We start from the raw sequence: 17,055 nt of genomic DNA on the forward strand, positions 1-17,055 counted from the left end.
ACCTGCGCGAGCAGTTGATCCGCGAAGTCGAGATCATTCCGCTGGAAGTGGTGTGCCGCAACATCGTGGCCGGCAGCCTGGCCACCCGGCTGGGTCAGGAAGAAGGCACGCCCCTGCCCCGCTCGATCATCGAATTCTACTACAAGAAGGATGAGCTCAACGACCCGATGGTCACCGAGGAGCACATCACGGCGTTCAACTGGGCCACGACCCAGGAACTGGACGACATCCTGGCCATGACGGTGCGGGTGAACGACTATCTGTCGGGCATGTTCGGCGCCGTCGGCATCACCCTGGTGGACTTCAAGATCGAGTTCGGCCGCATCTGGGAGAACGATTTCGCCCGGGTGATCCTGGCCGACGAGATCAGCCCGGACAGCTGCCGTCTGTGGGACACCACAACCGGTGAGAAGCTGGACAAGGACCGCTTCCGCCGCGATCTGGGCAATGTCATCGAAAGCTATACGGAAGTCGCGCGTCGCCTGGGAATCATGAAGGGCATGCCGACGGTGATTCAGGGGGGACTGCACTAATGGCCAAGGTGAAGGTGCATGTGTTCCTGAAACCCGGCGTTCTGGACGTTCAGGGCAAGGCCGTCGAAGGCGCGCTGAACGGTCTGGGCTGGGGCGGCGTGGCCAACGCCCGCGTCGGCAAGCTGATCGAGTTCGATTTCAACGGCGAAGGCGACCCCGCCGCCGAGCCCAATAAGATGTGCGAGCAGTTGCTCGCCAACACCGTCATCGAAAGCTACCGCATCGAGGTCGCGTGAAACGCGTCCTGAAGCTGCTGGTCGTCCTCTTTATCATCGGCGGGTGCGTGGTGTTCGCCGCCGCCCTGGCCGGCGGGCTCATGGACGACAGCGCCTTCACCCCCGCGGTCAAGGGCACGGCGCACTAGAATCACCGGGCGCCCTCACGGCGTCGGGCCCGCCAGTCGTCGTAGTTCTGCTTTGCCTCACGCACATAGGGCGATCGGCTGATAAGGCCGATCACCAGTTGGTTGAGCAGGGAAACCGGGAACGGCAGAGGCCTGACGAAGTCCACGAAGAGGACGACCCTGATCTCATCCGTGTCATTGCCCGCGCTGTGGACAAAGCTGTCGTCGAAGACGAGGCTTCCTCCAGCCCGCCAATGGCGGCGCTCGCCCCCGACGTCCAGCCAGGCGTTCTCGGCGGCGCGAGGCACCACCAGGCCGAGGTGATAGCGAAGGACGCCCTTGTAAGGACCGCGATGGGGCGGAATCCGCTTCATCGGCTCGAGTATCGAGAAGAAGGCGGTGGTCATCCGCGGTATCTTCCGCAACGCCGCCCACGTCCTGGGGCAGGCTTGGCAGTTGTCCGGAAAATCGACGCCGTAGCCGCGGAAGAAGTAGGTTTTCCAGCGGCCGTCGTTGGTGAGTTTTTCCTGGTCCGTGGAGATCACCTCGAACCCCGGCACCTCGTCCAGGTTGGCGGTCAACGCCGCCAGTTCCCGCACGATATCCGGATGGGCCGCCTCGAGCACGGACGTCCAGGGAAACAGGGCCGGATCGAAGAAGTGGCTGTCCCCCACGGGCGATGTCCGGGCGATCAGGGCCTCGATATGGCGGATGATCCCGCCGGCCATTTGCAGTGTCCGGGGCGGATCGACCTCGTCCAGCTGCGCCATCATCCCTCTCCCCTTCGGTCCATGACCGTTTTCAACGCGCCGTCGACGATCGCGCGGTCCGCCCCGTCGAGCTGGAAGCGGCGTTCGCCCCTGTTGTCCAACCGGGCGACAAGATCGCCGGTGTCCTGAATGTAGAGGGAAAGCGGATGACGCCGCCCGGGATAGCTCCGGGCCTCGCACGCCAACCTTCCCCCGAAGACGTGCCGATAGAACAGGCCGTGCTTTCCGCGGGCCGTCGCGATCATCTTTGACGGCGAGAGCCGTCCGGCGATGTGGATGGACACGGCGAGCAGCCTGTACGCCGCATCGATCCGCTCCCTGGACAGCGCCGACCGTACGCAGAACCCGCTGGAATCGACTATCCGAACCCCTCGGTCCAGTTCAGGGCCAAGCACGTCGGGAAAGACGTGGTGCGCGGGAGATGTCCTCACCTTGCCCCCGAGAACATGAATTCGCATCACGGCCATGATCTCGTCGCGCTCCACAATTCCGACGACGACGCAATTGGAGCTGGCGTCGAAATCCTCATCGACGGCCAGGGTGTCCTCATCGAGGTTGCCCGAGCCTTCGAACATGTCGCGACGGAACTGAGCCGTACGGCGAACCTCCTCTTCGGTCGTGAAATGAAAGAGCGTCTGGGACACGGCCACGCTTGATGTTTGATCTTACTCAAGCGGGAAAATCCGGCAGGCGCAACCGCTTCGCGATGCGTCGGGAGCTCGATCATCTCGTGTCCGCGGCCGTACAGCTGCCGCATGCCGATCCTCCACAACGGAAGTTTCGCAGGGACGCGACGGCGCAGTATCTGATGCGTTAGGCTCGACGGACGCGGAAGCCCGGAGCGAGCATGCCTTTCACCCTGATCTCCAACGACATCACCGACGGCGGCGTGCTGCCGGACGCGCAGGTGCAGGCCAAGGGCAACGCCTCGCCGCATCTGAAGTGGTCGGGCGCGCCCGAGGGCACGAAGAGCTACGCGGTCACCTGCTATGATCCGGACGCGCCGACGGGCTCGGGCTTCTGGCACTGGACCGTGGCCAACATCCCGGCCGAGGTGAGCGAACTCCCCGCCGGCGGTCCCGTCCCGGCCGGCGCGGTCGAGGGCCGCACGGACTTCGGCGCGCCCGGCTTCGGCGGCGCCGCCCCGCCCCCCGGCCACGGCCCGCACCGCTACATCTTCACCGTCTTCGCCGTGGATACGGACAAGCTGGACGTGACGCCGGACAATTCGGGCGCCGTGTTCGGCTTCAACCTGCATTTCCACACCCTGGCCAAGGCGACGATCACCGCCACCTACGAGAACACCGGCCAGGGCTGAGGCGTCCCGCAACGGTAAGTGATCGCCGTCCAGACGGGCCGGGTTGAAGGCGGCGAGGGCTCCGCCCATGTTGCAGTGCAACATTCTCTCCTCCCCGGTGATCGCCATGTCCCCTGCCGACTGCACGACCTACAGCGACGCCGATGTCGTTTCCGAAACGCCGACGCGCGGCCCCCTGGCGGTCAGCCTGGTGCTGACGGCTCTGGCGATGGGCGGGTTCGCCATCGGGATCACCGAGTTCGCGGCGATGAGCGTGCTTCCGGACTTCGCCAGCGGCCTGGGCGTCGACGAGCCGACCGCCGGCCACGCCATCAGCGCCTATGCGGCCGGGGTGGTGGTGGGCGCGCCCCTGCTGGCCGCGTTCGGGGCGCGGCTGCCGCGCTGGATCCTGCTGATCGTGCTCATGGGCCTGTTCGCGGCGGCCAATACGCTGAGCGCCCTGTCGCCGAATTTCGAGACCATGCTGGTGTTCCGCTTCCTCAGCGGTCTGCCGCACGGGGCCTATTTCGGCGTCGCGGCGCTGGTCGCCGCGTCGATCGTACCACTGAAATTCCGCACACGGGCGGTGTCGACCCTGCTGATGGGACTGACCCTCGCGACCGTGCTGGGCGTGCCGGTGGTCAATCTGATCAGCCAGGCGCACGGCTGGCGCTGGGCCTTCGGCATCGTCGGAATGCTGGCGGTGCTGACCATGACGCTGGTGGCCCTGTTCGCGCCGCGCGATCCGGCGCATCCGGACGCCAGCCCCCTGCGCGAACTGAAGGCTCTGAAGAACCGGCAGGTCTGGCTGACGCTCGGCGTCAGCGCCATCGGCTTCGGCGGCATGTTCGCGGTCTACGCCTACCTGGCCTCGACCCTGCGGGAGGTGACGGGCGTGGGTCCGGAGGTTTTGCCCTGGGTCTTCGCCGTGTTCGGGGTCGGCATGTTCAGCGGCAACCTGCTGGGCGCCTGGGCCGGAGACCGGTTCGGCTTCAAGGCCGCGGCCGGAGTGCTGATCTGGAGCGCGGCGTCCCTGGCCCTGTATCCGCTGGCCTCGCATCACCTGTGGTCGATGCTGGTCATCGTGCTGTGCGTCGGCGCCGGCGGCGGACTGGGCGCGATCCTGCAGACCCGGCTGATGGATGTGGCCGGCGAGGCGCAGACGCTGGCGGCGGCCCTGAATCACTCGGCCTTCAACACCGCCAACGCGCTGGGCCCGCTGCTGGCGGGCGCGGCGGTGGCGGCCGGATTCGGCTGGGGTTCGACGGGCTGGGTGGCCGTGGGACTGACGCTGGGCGGCCTGGCCATCTGGCTCTGGGCCTGGCTGGACGGACGCGTCTCGCGCCCGCCCGTCACGGCGGCCTGACAAACGCCCCGAACCCTGCTAGGAGGCCGCGCCATGAGCGCAGCCGTCATCGTCTTCCCCGGTTCCAACTGTGATCGCGATTGCAAGGTCGCCGTCGAACGCTCCACCGGCGAGCAGGTCCAGATGGTGTGGCACCAGGAGACCGAGCTGCCGCAGGGCCTCGACCTGATCGTCCTTCCGGGCGGCTTCTCCTACGGCGACTATCTGCGCTGCGGCGCGATGGCGGCGCAGGCCCCGATCATGCAGGCGATCCGCAAGGCCGCCGACGACGGCGTGGCCGTTCTGGGCATCTGCAACGGCTTCCAGGTGCTGTGCGAGGCCGGGATGCTGCCGGGCGCCCTGCTGCGCAACTCGGGCCTCAAATACGTCTGCAAGCCGATCAGCCTGACGGTCGCGAACGGCCAGACCCGCTTCACCTCGGGCTACCAGGGCCAGCGCGAGGTCGTCATGACCCAGGGCAACGGCGACGGGAACTACTTCGCCGACGCCGAGACGCTGGCGCGGCTTGAGGGCGAGGGCCAGGTGGTGTTCCGCTACGTCGACAACCCCAACGGCTCGGTCGCCGACATCGCCGGCATCCAGAACGCGCGCGGCAACGTGCTGGGCATGATGCCGCACCCGGACCGGGCCTTCGAGGCCGAGCTGGGTTCGGCGGACGGCGCCACCCTGTTCCAGAGCATTTACAACGCCGCCTGATCGGGCTTGACCCGGGCCGCCCGAGCGGTCGTTCTCCGGACTGGAGAGCGAAGGGGCGCCCATGTTCATCAGTGAACGCCAGAAGATGATCTCGGGGCAGCCGTACAATCCCGGCGATCCCGAACTTCAGGCCGACCAGATCGCCGCCAAGCAGTGGATGGTGCGCTACAACGCCTCGCTGGCGGCGACGCCGGCGGACCGGCGCGACCTGCTGCGCCAGCGGCTGGGCGAGGTCGGCGAAGGCGCGGTGATCCGCCCGCCCTTCCACTGCGACTACGGCTACAACATCCGTCTGGGCCGAAATGTCTTTCTGAATTTCAACTGCGTGATCCTGGACGTGTGCGAGGTCGAGATCGGCGACCTGACGCAGATCGGGCCGGGGGTGCAGATCCTGACCGCCGACCATCCACGCGATCCCGGCGAGCGGGCGCGCGGCGTGGAATTCGGCAAGCCCATCGTGATCGGGCGCAACGTCTGGATCGGCGGCGGGGCGCTGATCCTGCCGGGCGTGACCATCGGCGACGACGCGATCGTCGGCGCCGGATCGGTCGTCACCCGGGACGTGGCTTCGGGCGCGACCGTGATCGGCAATCCGGCGCGCGAGAGACGCTGACCGTCAGTTTTCCAGATCGTCCGCGATATTGCGGACCACCGGATCGCCCGGCTCGTCATCCTCGTCGACATCGGGCGTGACGATCCCGCCCGGATCCCGCTGAGCCTTCAGCTCACGCTCGCCGAGGCCGAGGCCCTGCTCGCGCGCGCGGTCCGTCTGGACGAAGTCGGTTTCGAAATGGGGTTTCTCTTCAGCCATCGGTCTTCTCCGCAGATATGAAGAGGGAACCGGTCCGGGGCGCGGCGGTTCCGATGAAGCGTCGCCGCAGGAGCTTGCATGTCGTCCATCATCCGCCCCACCGCCGCCCAGCAGACCCGGCGTCTGATCGTTCTGGCCTGCGCGGTCTTCGCCGTCGTCGTCGCCCAGGCGCAGATGCTGCTGGGCTGGGGCCAGACCGCGGGCGAGTTCGCGGCGGACAGCGACGCGACCCTGAAGGTGGCGGGCTACGCCTTCGCCATCTGGGGCGTGATCTATCTGGGGCTGTTGATCTACGCCGTGCGGCAGGCGCTGCCCGCGACGGGCGAGAGCGCGCTGCTGACCCGGCTGGGCTGGCCGTCGGCGGCGGCCTTCCTCGGCATCGGCTGGTGGATCGTGGCGGCGGCCGCGGACTGGGAGGCCGGCACGGTGATCCTGATCTTCGGCTCGCTGCTGGTGCTGCTGGTTCCGCTGCTGCTCAACGCTCGGACCATCCGGGCCCTGCCCCGTACCGACCGGGAGCGCTGGACCGTGGTCTGGCCGCTGGCCCTGCTGGCGGGCTGGCTGGGCGTGGCCGCCCCGGTGAACCTGCTGACGGTGCTGACCGGCAACGGCGACCTGCCGACCGTGCTGTCCCCCACCGTGTGGGCCCTGCTGGCCATCGTGGTCGTGATGGTGAAGGCGCTGGCCGTCACATGGACGCTGCGCACGCCCGCCTACGCCCTGCCGATCGCCTGGGGCCTGCTGGGGGTGTTCGTGGCCGAGCTTGAGCGCAACCCGGCGCTGGCGGGCGGCGCGATGGTCGCGTCGGGCCTGACGCTGGTCGGCGCCTTCATCCTGACCTTCCGGCTGAAGCCGCCGGTCGAGAAACCGAACTAGAGGCGTCCGGCGAAGGGCGGGGCGCCGGGCTCGGGATCATCGGGGTCGTCGTCCGCGGCGCCCACGTCGAAGGCGCCTGATTCGTCGAAGCCGACGCTGCCGACGCCCGTGGCCGAACCGGTCAGGCGCTGGCGGCTGGCCATGGCCAGTTCGGGGGCCAGCGCCTTCAGCCGGGCCGCCTCCACCGGATCGTTCGAAAGGTCCATCTGCTGATGGTCGGGGGTGATGTCGTCGCGGCGCATCAGTCGTCCTCCTGTCCGCCGTCGTCATTAGCCGCCTCGCGGGCGGCGCGTTCGGCCAAGGCCGTGGCGCCGGCGTCATCAGCCGCGATGGTCGGGGTGTCCGGGTCTTCCGGCGTGGCGGCCGGATCGATGGGCTGGTCGGGCATGGGAGGCTCCTTCAGCGGGCGTTCCCCGATTCAATGGCCACGCGGGGCCGATGTTCCGCTCTGCAAGGCTGACAGAGGGGTCTTCTGTCGCTAGAAGGCCGGGCCATGAGCGCTCCTGAAAAGACCATGGCCGAGCTGGCCGCCGAATACGGCCTGGCCCCGAACGAATATCAGGTCGTCCTCGACCGACTGGGCCGTGAGCCCAACCATGTCGAACTGGGCGTCTTCTCGGTGATGTGGTCCGAGCACTGCTCGTACAAATCCTCCAAGATCCATCTGGGCAAGTTCCCGACCAAGGGACCGCGCGTCATCTGTGGGCCGGGCGAGAACGCCGGCGTCATCGACATCGACGACGGCGACGCCTGCATCTTCAAGATGGAGAGCCACAACCACCCGTCCTACATCGAGCCCTATCAGGGCGCGGCGACGGGCGTGGGCGGCATCATGCGCGACGTCTTCACCATGGGTGCGCGCCCGGTGGCGTTGCTGAACGCCCTGCGCTTCGGCGACGTGAACCACGAGAAGACCAAGCGTCTTGTCTCGGGCGTGGTCTCGGGCATCGGCGGCTACGGCAACTGCGTCGGGGTTCCGACCGTGGCCGGCGAGACGAATTTCCACGCCGGCTACAATGGCAACATCCTGGTCAACGCCATGTGCGTGGGCCTGGCGAAGTCGGACGCGATCTTCTACTCGGCCGCGCCGTCGGCGGGCTTCAGCGTGGTGTATTTCGGCTCCAAGACCGGCCGCGACGGCATCCACGGCGCGACCATGGCCTCGGCCGAGTTCGATGAGGATTCGGACGAGAAGCGCCCCACCGTGCAGGTCGGCGACCCGTTCGCCGAGAAGCTGCTGATCGAGGCGACGCTGGAGCTGATGGCCTCGGGCGCGGTCGCCGCGATCCAGGACATGGGCGCGGCGGGCCTGACCAGCTCCTCGGTCGAGATGGCCGGCAAGGGCGGCGTCGGCATCGAGCTGAACATGAACGCCGTGCCCCAGCGCGAAGAGGGCATGACCGCCTATGAGATGATGCTGTCGGAAAGCCAGGAGCGGATGCTGGCGGTCCTGAAGCCGGGCCGCGAGGCCGACGGCCACCGCATCTTCGAGAAATGGGGCCTGGACGCCGCCGTGATCGGCGTGACCACCGACACCGGCCGCCTGGTGCTGAAGCATCACGGCGAGACGGTCTGCGACGTGCCGCTGGCCCCGCTGTTCGACGACGCGCCGATGTACGACCGTCCGTGGGTCCAGCCGGCGCTGCATCCGCGCCTCGATCCGAAGGAGGTTCCCGCGCCCGAGAGCTGGGTCGATGCGGTGATCAAGGTGGTCTGCTGCCCCGACATGGCCTCCAAGCGCTGGATCTGGGAGCAGTACGACCGTCACGTGATGGCCGACACCCTGCAGGATTCGTCCACCGGCGCGGACGCCGGGGTAGTCCGCGTGCACGGGACGGACAAGGGGCTGGCCGTCACCTCGGACTGCACCCCGCGCTACGTGCAGAACGACCCCTATGAGGGCGGCAAGCAATGCGTGGCCGAGGCCTGGCGCAACCTGACCGCCGTCGGCTCCCTGCCCATCGCGATCACCGACAACCTGAATTTCGGCAACCCGCAGCGCCCCGAAATCATGGGCCAGATCGTGCGCGCGATCGACGGTATGGCCGAGGCCTGCCGCGACCTGGACTTCCCGGTCGTGAGCGGCAACGTCAGCCTCTACAACGAGACCAACGGCGCCGCGATCCCGCCGACCCCGACGGTCGGCGCCGTGGGCCTGCTGTCCAACTATGACGTGACCGTCGGCTTCGGCGGCGCTGTCGAAGGCGACGTGCTGGTGCTGATCGGCGAGACGCACGGCGAGCTGGGCGCCTCGATCTATCTGCGCGAAGTGCTGGGCCGCGAGGACGGCGCCCCGCCGCCCGTCGATCTGAAGCTGGAGCGCAAGACGGGCGACTTCGTGCGCGACCTGATCACGAAGGGCGACCTGACCTGCGTCCACGACCTGTCCGACGGCGGCCTGATCGGCGCGGCGGCGGACATCGCCCTGGCCTCGGACGTCGGGGTCGAGCTGGACGCCACCTCGGCGACTCACGCCCACGTCTTCCTGTTCGGCGAAGACCAGGCCCGCTACCTGGTCGCCGTGTCCGACCCGACCGAGGTCATCGCCAAGGCCCAGGCCGCCGGCCTGCACGCGTCGGTCGTCGGCCGCGCCAAGGGCCGGGACTTCCGCTCGGGCGAGCTGTTCACCCTGCCGCTGGATCACCTGCGCGAGATGCACGAAAGCTGGATGCCGAACTGGATGAACGGCTGATGCGCGTCGCCGTGTCAGGGCTGGCTGCAATCCTGACGCTGGCCGCCTGCGACGGCGGCGGCGACCCGGTCGAGCAGGCCCTGCGCGAGACGGCGGCGGCGAACCAATCGGCGACCGTGACCTATGACGAGAGCGCCGCGCCTCAAGGGGTTAGTCCCCCGGCCGCGCCCACCGAAGCCGAGGCCGCCTACGCCGAGGTGATGATCCGGGAGAACCGCGAGGCCATCACCACGGCGCGCGCCGTTCTGGCGGACTCCCGGGACCCACGCATTCGCCGGTCGGCACAGGCGGTCATCGACAACCGGACGCGTGAGATCGCCGAGCTGGAATCGTTCGTCCCGAGCGCCCCCGCCGAATGAGAATCGCGATCGTCCTGCCCCCGGGCGGCCTGTTCGCTGTTGAGCAGCCGAACTCCATCGAGACGGTGATCCGGACGCTGGCCACGCAGGCGGGCGAAGACGAAGTCCTGAAGATCTTCTGCGACGAGGGCGCCAGGACGCACGGCGATCTGCCGGTGCACGTCACGCCGGCGGGCGGCGACCGCCACGAGCGTCTGGTCCAAGCCCTGGAAGCCTTCGCGCCGGACATCATCGAGTTTCACCAGCACGCCATCAGCGCCGCCCGGTTGGCCCGTCGGTTCCCAAAGGCGCTTCGGCTGCTGTACCGCCACAATGACGTCAAAGCGCCTCGCAACCCGATCGACATGTGGCGCTACCGCCAGCGCTACAAGGCGTTCGACGGGCTGATCTTCGTCAGCGAGGCGTCCCGCGCCGCCTTCATCGCGGTCTATCCCACCTTCGCCGATCGCGCCTTCGCGGTGCGAAATCCGATCGACGCCACGCTATGGGCCGCATCCCCGGACACCCGTGAGCCGCTGATCGTCTTCGCCGGTCGCGCCATTCCGGAAAAGGGCATGGACCTGCTGTGCGAGGCGCTGCCGGACGTGCTGAACCGGCATCCCGAGTGGCGGGCGGAGCTGTTCCTCGGCGACTGGCGGAAACACGTGGGCTGGGCCGGACCTCACGTCGAGCGGATGCTGGCGCGCACGGACCGGGTCGTCATCCGGCCCCATGCCCCGCTGACCGAGGTGCGGGAGGCGACGCGGCGCGCCGCCATCGCCGTGGTCCCGTCCGTCTGGGCCGAGCCGCTGGGCCTGTCGGCATTGGAGGCCCACGCCGCCGGAGCGGCCCTGGTGTCTTCCGGCCGAGGCGGTCTGCGGGAGGTCAGCGGTCCGCACGCCGTCTATGTCGAGCCTCTGACCGCTGATGCGTTGGCGACCGCCATCGAGGCCCTGATCACCGATCCGGAACGGCGCCTGGCCCTGGCCCGCACCGGCCAGGACCACGTGATGAAAACGCACACGCCCGCCGCGCGCGCGGCCGAACTGTCGGCCCTGCGCCGCCGCCTGCTGGACGCCCGGGCGGTCGCGCCCTAGGGCAGCAGGTAGTCGTTGGGCTCGACCAGCTTGTAGCCCGGCGTGGTGCTGACCATCTGGCGGAGCCAGTAGTTGTGGCCGGCGCCGTAAAGGATCACGATCCGGTCGCCCGGTCGCGCGACCTGCCTCAGGTGGGCGAAGATGACGGCGTTGCGGGTGTACCAGCGGCCGTTGAGGACGGCGCCCGGCTGGGCGTCGCCGGCGCCGAACGTCAGGAGCTGGGCGTAGACGCCCTGACCGTAGGCGATGTGCTCGGGCGTGTTCATCCAGGCCAGCAGTTCAGCCACCGTGCCGGTGTGCTGGCGGCGTTCCATCTCGGCCGAGATGGCGCCCATCTGATCGTTCAACGCGGCGAAGTCGGCGTCGCGGCCGTTGGCCCGCACCCACTGGATCACCTCGTCGAACGGGAAGTAGGAGGGCTGGCCTTCCCGGTCGTTCTCGTCGATGGCGTAGACGCGCTGGATCCCCAGGTCGTGGGCGAGCCGGTAGCCGATCTGCACCCGCTCGTCGGCGTCGGTCAGCACGTCGGCGGGCGTGTAGTTCGGATAGGCCTGATCGAGCAGGGTCGTCCGGTCGTCCGCGATCCGCTCGATGCCCAGGGCGGTGGGGTTGAACCGCGCCAGCGCCCGCGACACGGCCTGAAGCTGGGCCTGTTTCTCCGGCGTCAGGACCGAGTCGATGCGGGCGTTGTGAACGTCCTGACCCGGATTATCCATGTGATAGCTGCCGAGGATCATCACCTCGATGGGCGCGGGTTCAGGCGCCGGTGCGGCGGTCTGGGCCAGGGCGGCGGTCGGCAGGACAAGGGCGACGAGGGCCGCGACGACTTTCAGCATGATGATCTCCCCGGAGGCTTTCACCTCTATGAGGCGTCGGCTGTAACGCACGGATGCGGCGGGGCGAGTTAAGTCTTGGACAGGTTCAGCCCTTGTCCGACCGGTCCCGCCGCGCATGCGCGACCAACGCCTCGAAATCCCCGCCGAACAGCCGGTCGACGAGGTCGCCGATCTCGGCGTCCAGCCAGACGTCGCGCGCCAGCACGGCGTGATAGCGCTGGCGCCCGTCCTCGCGCTCGGAGCGGACCGCCCCCTTCTGCATGAGGCGATGCAGAAGGGTCTTGATGGTGGCGTCGCCCCACGGCTGGCGCGACTTGACCTCGTCCATCAGGGAGGCGGCGGACAGCGGCCCGCAGCGCCACAGGGCGGCGAGGACGGCGCTCTCCGCCTCGGTGACGGCGATGCGGGTCAGGACCGCAGCACCGCGCGGTCGATGCGCGCCTCGACGATCCAGTTGCAGATCACCGCGACCACGCCCGCGATCAGGCCGAGGACGAAGATGAAGGCCGCCTCGGCCACGCCCGGAGCCAGCACATTATACGGCGGCTGCTCGCCGATATTGGCGATGCCGATGTTGATCATCAGCACATTGTAGGCCGCACCCAGCAGGCCGATCAAAGGCCCGCCCAGACGCAGGGCCTGGAGATAGGCCGATCCGCCGGTCAACCGAGGACCCGACAGGACCTTGAGCACCGTGACGACGATGGCGGCGATCGCTGAGACCAGCAGCAGCACCATGATGAGCTTCATCGCCGGCGCGGCGTCGGCGAACACTACAGCCGGGGTGATCCGGGTCTGCGCGAGCGCCAGTTCGGGGACGAGCGACGCCGCGGCGCCGATGGCAGTGAGACGGATGGTCGACATGGCGCCCTCTGGATTACGTTTGTAATCCAGTCAGATTACGTATGTAATCTTTCGCGTCAATCCTTCAGAGAACCGGGATCGCCTGGCTCAGCCGCCCGCCGACCCGGATCGGCTCGACGCGGGTGGCCAAGCCGGTGCGGTCGTCGGTCTCGACATAGACGCCGCAGATGGTGGCGGGGCCGTGGGCGGGGGTGTAGCGGCCGCCAGACAGACGCGTCGTGAAGCGCCGCAGGGGCTCTTCCTTCTCGTTGCCGATGACCGAGTCATAGTCGCAGCAGCCGCCGGCGTCGGTCTGGTAGGCCGTGCCGCCGGGCAGGATCTGGCAGTCGGCGGTCGGGACGTGCGTGTGGGTGCCCACCACGAGCGACGCGCGCCCGTCGCAGAAATGGCCCATGGCCATCTTCTCGCTGGTCGCCTCGCAATGCATGTCGACGATGATGGCGTCGGCGGCGATGGCCAGCGGACAGGCGGCCAGTTCCTTCTCGACGGCGCCGAAGGGATCGTCGACGGCGTCCATGTGGATGCGGCCGAGAGCGTTCATGACCAGCACCGTCTTGCCCGAATGGGTCTCGAACAGATTGGCGCCGGCGCCGGGGGCGTCCATCAGGCGCGGATAGTTGAGCGGCCGGATCAGGCGCGGCTCCCGCACGATATAGGTCAGGGCCTCGCGCTGGTCCCAGCTGTGGTTGCCCAGCGTCAGACAGTCGGCGCCGGCCATGAACAGCTCGTTGGCCGTGTGCTCGGTGATGCCGAAACCGCCCGCGGCGTTCTCGGCGTTGACCACCACGAAGTCGAGCTTCAGGTCCCGCTTGAGACCGGGCAGGTGGTCGGTGAGGCCGTCGCGGCCGGACTTGCCGACCACATCGCCGAAGAACGCGAGACGCATATTCAGAGTACCTTTCGGGCGGCGGTATAGCCGACCTCGGTCAGAACGCCATGCAGGCGGATGTCGTGCCCTTCGAGCGGCAGGTCCTCGACCTGCTGTCCGGCGTAGGCGAAACCGATGCGGATCGCGTCCGGCAGGGCGGCGAAGGTGCGGTCGTAATAGCCGCCCCCCTGCCCCAGCCGGCCGCCCCTGGCGTCGAAGGCCAGCAGGGGGGCGAGGATCAGCTCCGGCGTCACGGCTTCGGCCAGAGGCAGGGGCGCAGGCACGCCCGCCTGATCCAGCTCCAGCGGTTCGCCCGGCGTCCACAGGCGGAAGACCATCGGCGCGTCGAGCGCCGTCACCACCGGCAGGCACAGGGTCCGCCCCTGACGGGTCAGGGCCAGGGCCAGAGCGCCCATGTCCAGTTCGGAGCCGATGGCGCGATAGACCGCGACCGGATCGCCCGGCGGGAGGGCTCCGACATGGTCGGCGGCGCGGGAGGCGGCCTCGGGATCGAGTCCGGCCAGGCGCTTGCGCAGGGCGCGGGCCTCGGCGCGCAGGGCCGCCTTGTCATGAGGGGTCAAAGCGAAGTCCGAGCGTCGCTGCGGTAGGTGAAGGCGACGACGGCGAGATAGACGGCGATGATGAGGCCGCGCGCGCTCCAGGCGAGGGCGCCGTCAGCCGGATCGATGAGGAGACCGGCGCCGATCATGGCCAGGATCATGACGGCGGTGGCCGCCCAGCCCTCCCACGAGGCGGGAGACGCGCCCCAGCCGAACGCCTTGGGTCCGAACCAGCCGCGCTTCATCGTTCGCTCCGGGGAGGAGAAAGGGTGGCGGCGCCGCAAGAACCGTGAAGGGCGTTTAAATCCTCTCGACCTGGGTAGCCAGGTGGGCTCCGTGTGCCCGGGCCCTCGAGCCCAAACAGGGACAGATCCCTTCGAGTGAATTAAGGTCGCGAGGAAATGTTGCCTTCGACGTGGGCCGCAGCAGGACCCGCCGCCGAGCAAGATAGTCCTTCACCCTCTCCGGCGCCAGTCCCGGGTCCTAGGACCGGGGGAAGCGGATGGGCGCCGCGTCGCTGATCCATTGCGACTCCAGGGCGTCTCCGGTCAGGCGGACGCGGAACCGGTCGTCGAAGCCCTCGACAGCGAACAGGCCGTCAGCGGTCAGCGGGGTCAGACGCGCGGTCTGGCCATTGGTTCGGCGGTAGAGCAGGACTCCGTCGGCGAAGAGGATGCGGCGGCTCTGATAGTCGCCGGCCAGGGCCCGGAGCCGGGCGACGGGAATAGTGACGGGGTGCATGCGCGCCTCGATCCCGATGCGGGCCCATTCCCAGTCGGCGCGGTCGGCCGGGTTCGCGTCTGGCCGGGCCTCAAGAGCAGCCAGGGCCAAGGCCTGGGCGGCGTCCAGTTCCTGACCGTCGGGCGCGGCGACATCGGGAGAAATTCCGACAGCCTCCCAGTTGGTCCCGGAGACCGGATGAACCGGCCGGCCGAAGGAGACGCTGAGCATGAAGGCGGGCGCGACGGGTTCGAAGCCGTTGTTGTTGGCGGCGCCGGCCGTCTTGGACCCGACCAGGGTCCCCAGGTGGAACTGCTGCATGTCGTAGGCGAAGGCCTCGGCGGCGGAGCCGACGTTGGCGTTGATCAGGACGTAGACCGGCTTGCCCTTGATCCGCCCGGACGGGAGATACTCGAGGGTGCGGGATTGCGAAGGCGCCTCGCCGCTCCGGAGGAAGGTCATCTCCAGCTGGTTGCCGTCCATGAAGTGGCTGATGAAGTAGCGGACGGCGCCGTGCGAACCGCCCCCGTTGTTGCGGATATCGATGATGACGGCGTCGCCTTCGCGCAGGAAGCGGGCGGCTTCGTCGTAGGCCTCGCCGGTGCGGTCATCGACCCAGTGGAACTGGGTGATGCGCAGGTAGCGGACGTTGCCGGGCAGCAGGCGCATGTCCGACAGGCCGTGGTTGCCGCGCACGGCGCCGCGCTCCCACAGGGCCTCCAACGCCGGGTTCCGGGCTTCCGGCTCGGCCGGGCCGGAGATCGCGGCGGCATACTGGGCCGGGTCCACGTTCACATACATGTGCCGGTCGCCGCTGGAGTCGCGCAGGTCTTCCGTCAGCCGGTCGGCGAAGGTCCGGGGCACGGTCTCGTCATAGCGGCCGGACGCCAGACCCTGGTCTAGCCGGGCCAGGATGGCGGGAACGCGGTCGGGGAAGACATAGCGCTCCTGGACGATCTGCTTGATGCGGGCGACGGCGGCGGCGCGCTGATCGGCTGTGAGAGGGGCGAGCGGCGCTTCGCTCCGGGCGGCCGCCACGGGGGCGGCGCGCTGGGCGAGTGCGGGGGAGCCCGCCAGGCAGGCCAGGGCGCAGACGGAAACGGCGAGGCGGAAACGGGTCATCGGTCAGCTCCGGTTCGGGGGGAGGACGCCGCCGCGAGGCGATCGGAGAAGGGTTGGCGGTCGAGGGCCTCGAGGGCGCGGGTCAGCACGTCAGCCAGCGGTTGGCCGATGTCGGCGTCGAGCCCCGACGCCGCGGCGGCGGTGGCGGCCCAGCAGCGCTCCAGCAGGGGAAACTGCTCCATCGCGAAGGGCGTCAGGGCGACGATGCGTTCGCGGGCGTCGGCCCCCGGCTCCAGCGCGACCCAGCCCCGTTTCGCCATCTGGCTGACGGTCTGGCTGACGGCCGAATGGGTGACGCCGGTTCGCGCCGACAGGACGCGGAGACTGGCCGGGCCATGGTTCACCAGGGCGCGCAGGATCGGCGTGAAGCGTGGGCGGTAGTCGAGGCCCGCATTGACGTAGGCCTGCTCCACAGCGCCGTCGAGATGCTCGATCAGGCGGCGAAGCAGGACGCCGTGGGTGCGCTGCGAATAGGTCATGCCGAAAGATGTATAAGCGCTGTTACATCTTCGCAAATGACAAAGAAGAAAGGTGTTTCCCTCTCGCTTCAGGCGTCGTGGAAGACCGCGTCCTGGCCGAGCAGGCGGCCGAGCAGTGGATGGTCCAGCGCCAGGGTGAAGGCGAAGCGCCCCTCGCCCAGGTCGCGGTGGGTGATGGTCAGGGCGCCGGGCTCGGTCCAGCGCGGCAGGCGAAGGCGCAGGCCCAGCACGGTCGCGAAATAGAAGGCGCTGCGGAATACCAGCGCGCCCTCTTCCGCCGCCACGGTCAGGGCCATGCCGACGCCGCCGCCGACATGCTCTTCCAATCCCGTGGGGCCGGCGAAGCGCTTGGCGCTGTGGATCACCTGCGGGAAGCCGGTCTTGCGCACATACATGCGGCTCCAGACCTGACCTCGACCGACGGCGTCCTCGGTGACGGCGACCACCGCGACGCCCGGTTTGAACACCAGCGGCAAGGGGCCGCCGATCAGCCGGGCGGCCTGGGCGAGCAGGCGGCCCATCGGATGCGCTTCGACGGCGACGACCTCGCCGCGATAGACGACGGTGGTGCCGCCCTTCATCCGCTTGGAGAAGCGGCGGCGCACGGCGGGAGGAAGCGCGGCCCAGTCCTCGGCGGGGAGCAGGGCGCGGAAGCGGAGGTCGGCGAGCTCGCCGTCCCGCGGCTGGATCCCGGTCCTGATCGTTGCAACAGCCCCCACCGTCCCCTCCTCTTCGTTACTTGCCGCCGGGAATGAGCGCCGCGATGCGGGCGCCCAGTTTCAGCAGC

At 68.8% G+C, this 17,055-nt stretch carries 25 protein-coding genes; 11 read left to right on the forward strand and 14 right to left on the reverse strand.

Annotated elements, in window-relative coordinates; all coding sequences use genetic code 11:
* The 3 genes from Q0C81_RS05085 to Q0C81_RS05095 form a co-directional block, all read left to right on the forward strand.
* Positions 1-533: phosphoribosylaminoimidazolesuccinocarboxamide synthase (locus tag Q0C81_RS05085; protein WP_291834478.1), on the forward strand; the 533-nt coding region annotated here is incomplete at its 5' end.
* A complete protein-coding gene (purS, locus tag Q0C81_RS05090; protein ID WP_291834481.1) occupies positions 533-769 on the forward strand; it encodes a phosphoribosylformylglycinamidine synthase subunit PurS in 237 nt (78 codons plus the stop codon). The genes Q0C81_RS05085 and purS, both read left to right, overlap by 1 nt.
* Positions 766-897 carry a hypothetical protein gene (locus Q0C81_RS05095; RefSeq protein WP_291834483.1) on the forward strand — a complete coding sequence of 44 codons (132 nt, stop codon included), beginning with the start codon at positions 766-768 and terminating at the stop codon, positions 895-897. The genes purS and Q0C81_RS05095 overlap by 4 nt, the downstream gene beginning before the upstream one ends.
* A gap of 2 nt (positions 898-899) precedes the next feature.
* Here the strand turns inward: Q0C81_RS05095 and Q0C81_RS05100 are convergent, their stop codons facing one another.
* Positions 900-1,646, reverse strand: coding sequence for an aspartyl/asparaginyl beta-hydroxylase domain-containing protein (locus Q0C81_RS05100; RefSeq protein WP_291834486.1), 747 nt, complete (start codon positions 1,644-1,646; stop codon positions 900-902).
* Positions 1,646-2,290 carry a hypothetical protein gene (locus Q0C81_RS05105; RefSeq protein WP_291834489.1) on the reverse strand — a complete coding sequence of 215 codons (645 nt, stop codon included), beginning with the start codon at positions 2,288-2,290 and terminating at the stop codon, positions 1,646-1,648. The genes Q0C81_RS05100 and Q0C81_RS05105 overlap by 1 nt, the downstream gene beginning before the upstream one ends.
* A gap of 203 nt (positions 2,291-2,493) precedes the next feature.
* On the opposite strand from Q0C81_RS05105, the gene Q0C81_RS05110 reads away from it, so the two are divergent.
* The 4 genes from Q0C81_RS05110 to Q0C81_RS05125 all read left to right on the forward strand — a co-directional run bounded on the left by Q0C81_RS05110 (position 2,494) and on the right by Q0C81_RS05125 (position 5,618).
* A complete protein-coding gene (locus tag Q0C81_RS05110; protein ID WP_291834491.1) occupies positions 2,494-2,964 on the forward strand; it encodes a YbhB/YbcL family Raf kinase inhibitor-like protein in 471 nt (156 codons plus the stop codon).
* Between the two features lie 106 nt (positions 2,965-3,070).
* Positions 3,071-4,309, forward strand: a complete 1,239-nt coding sequence (locus Q0C81_RS05115; RefSeq protein WP_291834495.1) for an MFS transporter — start codon at positions 3,071-3,073, stop codon at positions 4,307-4,309.
* Positions 4,310-4,342: 33 nt separating this feature from the next.
* Positions 4,343-5,005: a phosphoribosylformylglycinamidine synthase subunit PurQ gene (gene purQ, locus Q0C81_RS05120; RefSeq protein WP_291834499.1), complete on the forward strand. Its 663-nt coding sequence runs from the start codon at positions 4,343-4,345 to the stop codon at positions 5,003-5,005.
* Between the two features lie 61 nt (positions 5,006-5,066).
* Positions 5,067-5,618, forward strand: a complete 552-nt coding sequence (locus Q0C81_RS05125; protein WP_291834502.1) for a sugar O-acetyltransferase — start codon at positions 5,067-5,069, stop codon at positions 5,616-5,618.
* A gap of 3 nt (positions 5,619-5,621) precedes the next feature.
* On the opposite strand, the gene Q0C81_RS05130 is transcribed toward Q0C81_RS05125, so the two are convergent.
* On the reverse strand, positions 5,622-5,816 hold the full coding sequence (locus Q0C81_RS05130; RefSeq protein WP_291834504.1) for a hypothetical protein: 195 nt from the start codon (positions 5,814-5,816) through the stop codon (positions 5,622-5,624).
* A gap of 78 nt (positions 5,817-5,894) precedes the next feature.
* Here Q0C81_RS05130 and Q0C81_RS05135 point away from each other — a divergent pair, with 78 nt between their 5' ends.
* Positions 5,895-6,692: a hypothetical protein gene (locus tag Q0C81_RS05135; protein WP_291834507.1), complete on the forward strand. Its 798-nt coding sequence runs from the start codon at positions 5,895-5,897 to the stop codon at positions 6,690-6,692.
* Here the strand turns inward: Q0C81_RS05135 and Q0C81_RS05140 are convergent.
* Entirely contained in the window at positions 6,689-6,934 is a 246-nt protein-coding gene (locus Q0C81_RS05140; protein WP_291834510.1) for a Tat pathway signal protein, read from the reverse strand. The genes Q0C81_RS05135 and Q0C81_RS05140 overlap by 4 nt on opposite strands.
* Positions 6,934-7,080, reverse strand: coding sequence for a hypothetical protein (locus Q0C81_RS05145; RefSeq protein WP_291834513.1), 147 nt, complete (start codon positions 7,078-7,080; stop codon positions 6,934-6,936). Before Q0C81_RS05145 ends, Q0C81_RS05140 begins: the two co-directional genes overlap by 1 nt.
* Positions 7,081-7,185: 105 nt before the next feature.
* Here Q0C81_RS05145 and purL point away from each other — a divergent pair, with 105 nt between their 5' ends.
* From purL to Q0C81_RS05160, 3 genes are read left to right on the forward strand one after another with little or no spacing between them, the layout of a single operon-like run.
* Positions 7,186-9,384, forward strand: a complete 2,199-nt coding sequence (gene purL, locus Q0C81_RS05150; protein ID WP_291834516.1) for a phosphoribosylformylglycinamidine synthase subunit PurL — start codon at positions 7,186-7,188, stop codon at positions 9,382-9,384.
* The gene (locus Q0C81_RS05155; RefSeq protein WP_291834518.1) at positions 9,384-9,743 is read left to right on the forward strand and encodes a DUF305 domain-containing protein; all 360 of its coding nucleotides are present in this window, start codon (positions 9,384-9,386) and stop codon (positions 9,741-9,743) included. The genes purL and Q0C81_RS05155 overlap by 1 nt, the downstream gene beginning before the upstream one ends.
* The gene (locus Q0C81_RS05160; protein ID WP_291834521.1) at positions 9,740-10,819 is read left to right on the forward strand and encodes a glycosyltransferase family 4 protein; all 1,080 of its coding nucleotides are present in this window, start codon (positions 9,740-9,742) and stop codon (positions 10,817-10,819) included. The genes Q0C81_RS05155 and Q0C81_RS05160 overlap by 4 nt, the downstream gene beginning before the upstream one ends.
* Here the strand turns inward: Q0C81_RS05160 and Q0C81_RS05165 are convergent.
* The 9 genes from Q0C81_RS05165 to Q0C81_RS05205 form a co-directional block, all read right to left on the reverse strand.
* Positions 10,816-11,655, reverse strand: a complete 840-nt coding sequence (locus tag Q0C81_RS05165) for a DUF5694 domain-containing protein (protein ID WP_291834523.1) — start codon at positions 11,653-11,655, stop codon at positions 10,816-10,818. The genes Q0C81_RS05160 and Q0C81_RS05165 overlap by 4 nt on opposite strands.
* 85 nt (positions 11,656-11,740) lie before the next feature.
* The gene (locus tag Q0C81_RS05170) at positions 11,741-12,115 is read right to left on the reverse strand and encodes a BlaI/MecI/CopY family transcriptional regulator (protein WP_367117979.1); all 375 of its coding nucleotides are present in this window, start codon (positions 12,113-12,115) and stop codon (positions 11,741-11,743) included.
* Positions 12,064-12,519 carry a MotA/TolQ/ExbB proton channel family protein gene (locus Q0C81_RS05175; protein WP_291834526.1) on the reverse strand — a complete coding sequence of 152 codons (456 nt, stop codon included), beginning with the start codon at positions 12,517-12,519 and terminating at the stop codon, positions 12,064-12,066. The genes Q0C81_RS05170 and Q0C81_RS05175 overlap by 52 nt, the downstream gene beginning before the upstream one ends.
* Before the next feature lie 64 nt (positions 12,520-12,583).
* The gene (locus tag Q0C81_RS05180) at positions 12,584-13,405 is read right to left on the reverse strand and encodes a TIGR00282 family metallophosphoesterase (RefSeq protein ID WP_291834528.1); all 822 of its coding nucleotides are present in this window, start codon (positions 13,403-13,405) and stop codon (positions 12,584-12,586) included.
* A 2-nt stretch (positions 13,406-13,407) separates the two neighbouring features.
* Complete coding sequence (locus tag Q0C81_RS05185; protein WP_291834531.1) at positions 13,408-13,968, reverse strand: 5-formyltetrahydrofolate cyclo-ligase; 561 nt, start codon at positions 13,966-13,968, stop codon at positions 13,408-13,410.
* Positions 13,965-14,192 carry a hypothetical protein gene (locus Q0C81_RS05190; protein ID WP_291834533.1) on the reverse strand — a complete coding sequence of 76 codons (228 nt, stop codon included), beginning with the start codon at positions 14,190-14,192 and terminating at the stop codon, positions 13,965-13,967. Before Q0C81_RS05190 ends, Q0C81_RS05185 begins: the two co-directional genes overlap by 4 nt.
* Before the next feature lie 238 nt (positions 14,193-14,430).
* Complete coding sequence (locus tag Q0C81_RS05195) at positions 14,431-15,789, reverse strand: S41 family peptidase (protein ID WP_291834534.1); 1,359 nt, start codon at positions 15,787-15,789, stop codon at positions 14,431-14,433.
* Complete coding sequence (locus tag Q0C81_RS05200; RefSeq protein ID WP_291834537.1) at positions 15,786-16,268, reverse strand: MarR family transcriptional regulator; 483 nt, start codon at positions 16,266-16,268, stop codon at positions 15,786-15,788. Before Q0C81_RS05200 ends, Q0C81_RS05195 begins: the two co-directional genes overlap by 4 nt.
* 68 nt (positions 16,269-16,336) lie before the next feature.
* Positions 16,337-16,987, reverse strand: a complete 651-nt coding sequence (locus Q0C81_RS05205) for a DUF4166 domain-containing protein (protein WP_291834539.1) — start codon at positions 16,985-16,987, stop codon at positions 16,337-16,339.
* Between the last annotated feature and the right edge of the window lie 68 nt (positions 16,988-17,055).

This window comes from Brevundimonas sp., assembly GCF_023259385.1.
GTDB lineage: Bacteria > Pseudomonadota > Alphaproteobacteria > Caulobacterales > Caulobacteraceae > Brevundimonas.

Bases quoted from the DNA above. Each gene is read 5' to 3' on its own strand.
- purS (WP_291834481.1), top strand. From the start codon at position 533: ATGGCCAAGGTGAAGGTGCATGTGTTCCTGAAACCCGGCGTTCTGGAC.
- Q0C81_RS05100 (WP_291834486.1), bottom strand. From the start codon at position 1,646: ATGGCGCAGCTGGACGAGGTCGATCCGCCCCGGACACTGCAAATGGCC.
- Q0C81_RS05110 (WP_291834491.1), top strand. From the start codon at position 2,494: ATGCCTTTCACCCTGATCTCCAACGACATCACCGACGGCGGCGTGCTG.
- Q0C81_RS05115 (WP_291834495.1), top strand. From the start codon at position 3,071: ATGTCCCCTGCCGACTGCACGACCTACAGCGACGCCGATGTCGTTTCC.
- purQ (WP_291834499.1), top strand. From the start codon at position 4,343: ATGAGCGCAGCCGTCATCGTCTTCCCCGGTTCCAACTGTGATCGCGAT.
- Q0C81_RS05125 (WP_291834502.1), top strand. From the start codon at position 5,067: ATGTTCATCAGTGAACGCCAGAAGATGATCTCGGGGCAGCCGTACAAT.
- Q0C81_RS05130 (WP_291834504.1), bottom strand. From the start codon at position 5,816: ATGGCTGAAGAGAAACCCCATTTCGAAACCGACTTCGTCCAGACGGAC.
- Q0C81_RS05135 (WP_291834507.1), top strand. From the start codon at position 5,895: ATGTCGTCCATCATCCGCCCCACCGCCGCCCAGCAGACCCGGCGTCTG.
- Q0C81_RS05140 (WP_291834510.1), bottom strand. From the start codon at position 6,934: ATGCGCCGCGACGACATCACCCCCGACCATCAGCAGATGGACCTTTCG.
- Q0C81_RS05145 (WP_291834513.1), bottom strand. From the start codon at position 7,080: ATGCCCGACCAGCCCATCGATCCGGCCGCCACGCCGGAAGACCCGGAC.
- purL (WP_291834516.1), top strand. From the start codon at position 7,186: ATGAGCGCTCCTGAAAAGACCATGGCCGAGCTGGCCGCCGAATACGGC.
- Q0C81_RS05155 (WP_291834518.1), top strand. From the start codon at position 9,384: ATGCGCGTCGCCGTGTCAGGGCTGGCTGCAATCCTGACGCTGGCCGCC.
- Q0C81_RS05160 (WP_291834521.1), top strand. From the start codon at position 9,740: ATGAGAATCGCGATCGTCCTGCCCCCGGGCGGCCTGTTCGCTGTTGAG.
- Q0C81_RS05165 (WP_291834523.1), bottom strand. From the start codon at position 11,655: ATGCTGAAAGTCGTCGCGGCCCTCGTCGCCCTTGTCCTGCCGACCGCC.
- Q0C81_RS05175 (WP_291834526.1), bottom strand. From the start codon at position 12,519: ATGTCGACCATCCGTCTCACTGCCATCGGCGCCGCGGCGTCGCTCGTC.
- Q0C81_RS05180 (WP_291834528.1), bottom strand. From the start codon at position 13,405: ATGCGTCTCGCGTTCTTCGGCGATGTGGTCGGCAAGTCCGGCCGCGAC.
- Q0C81_RS05190 (WP_291834533.1), bottom strand. From the start codon at position 14,192: ATGAAGCGCGGCTGGTTCGGACCCAAGGCGTTCGGCTGGGGCGCGTCT.
- Q0C81_RS05195 (WP_291834534.1), bottom strand. From the start codon at position 15,789: ATGACCCGTTTCCGCCTCGCCGTTTCCGTCTGCGCCCTGGCCTGCCTG.
- Q0C81_RS05200 (WP_291834537.1), bottom strand. From the start codon at position 16,268: ATGACCTATTCGCAGCGCACCCACGGCGTCCTGCTTCGCCGCCTGATC.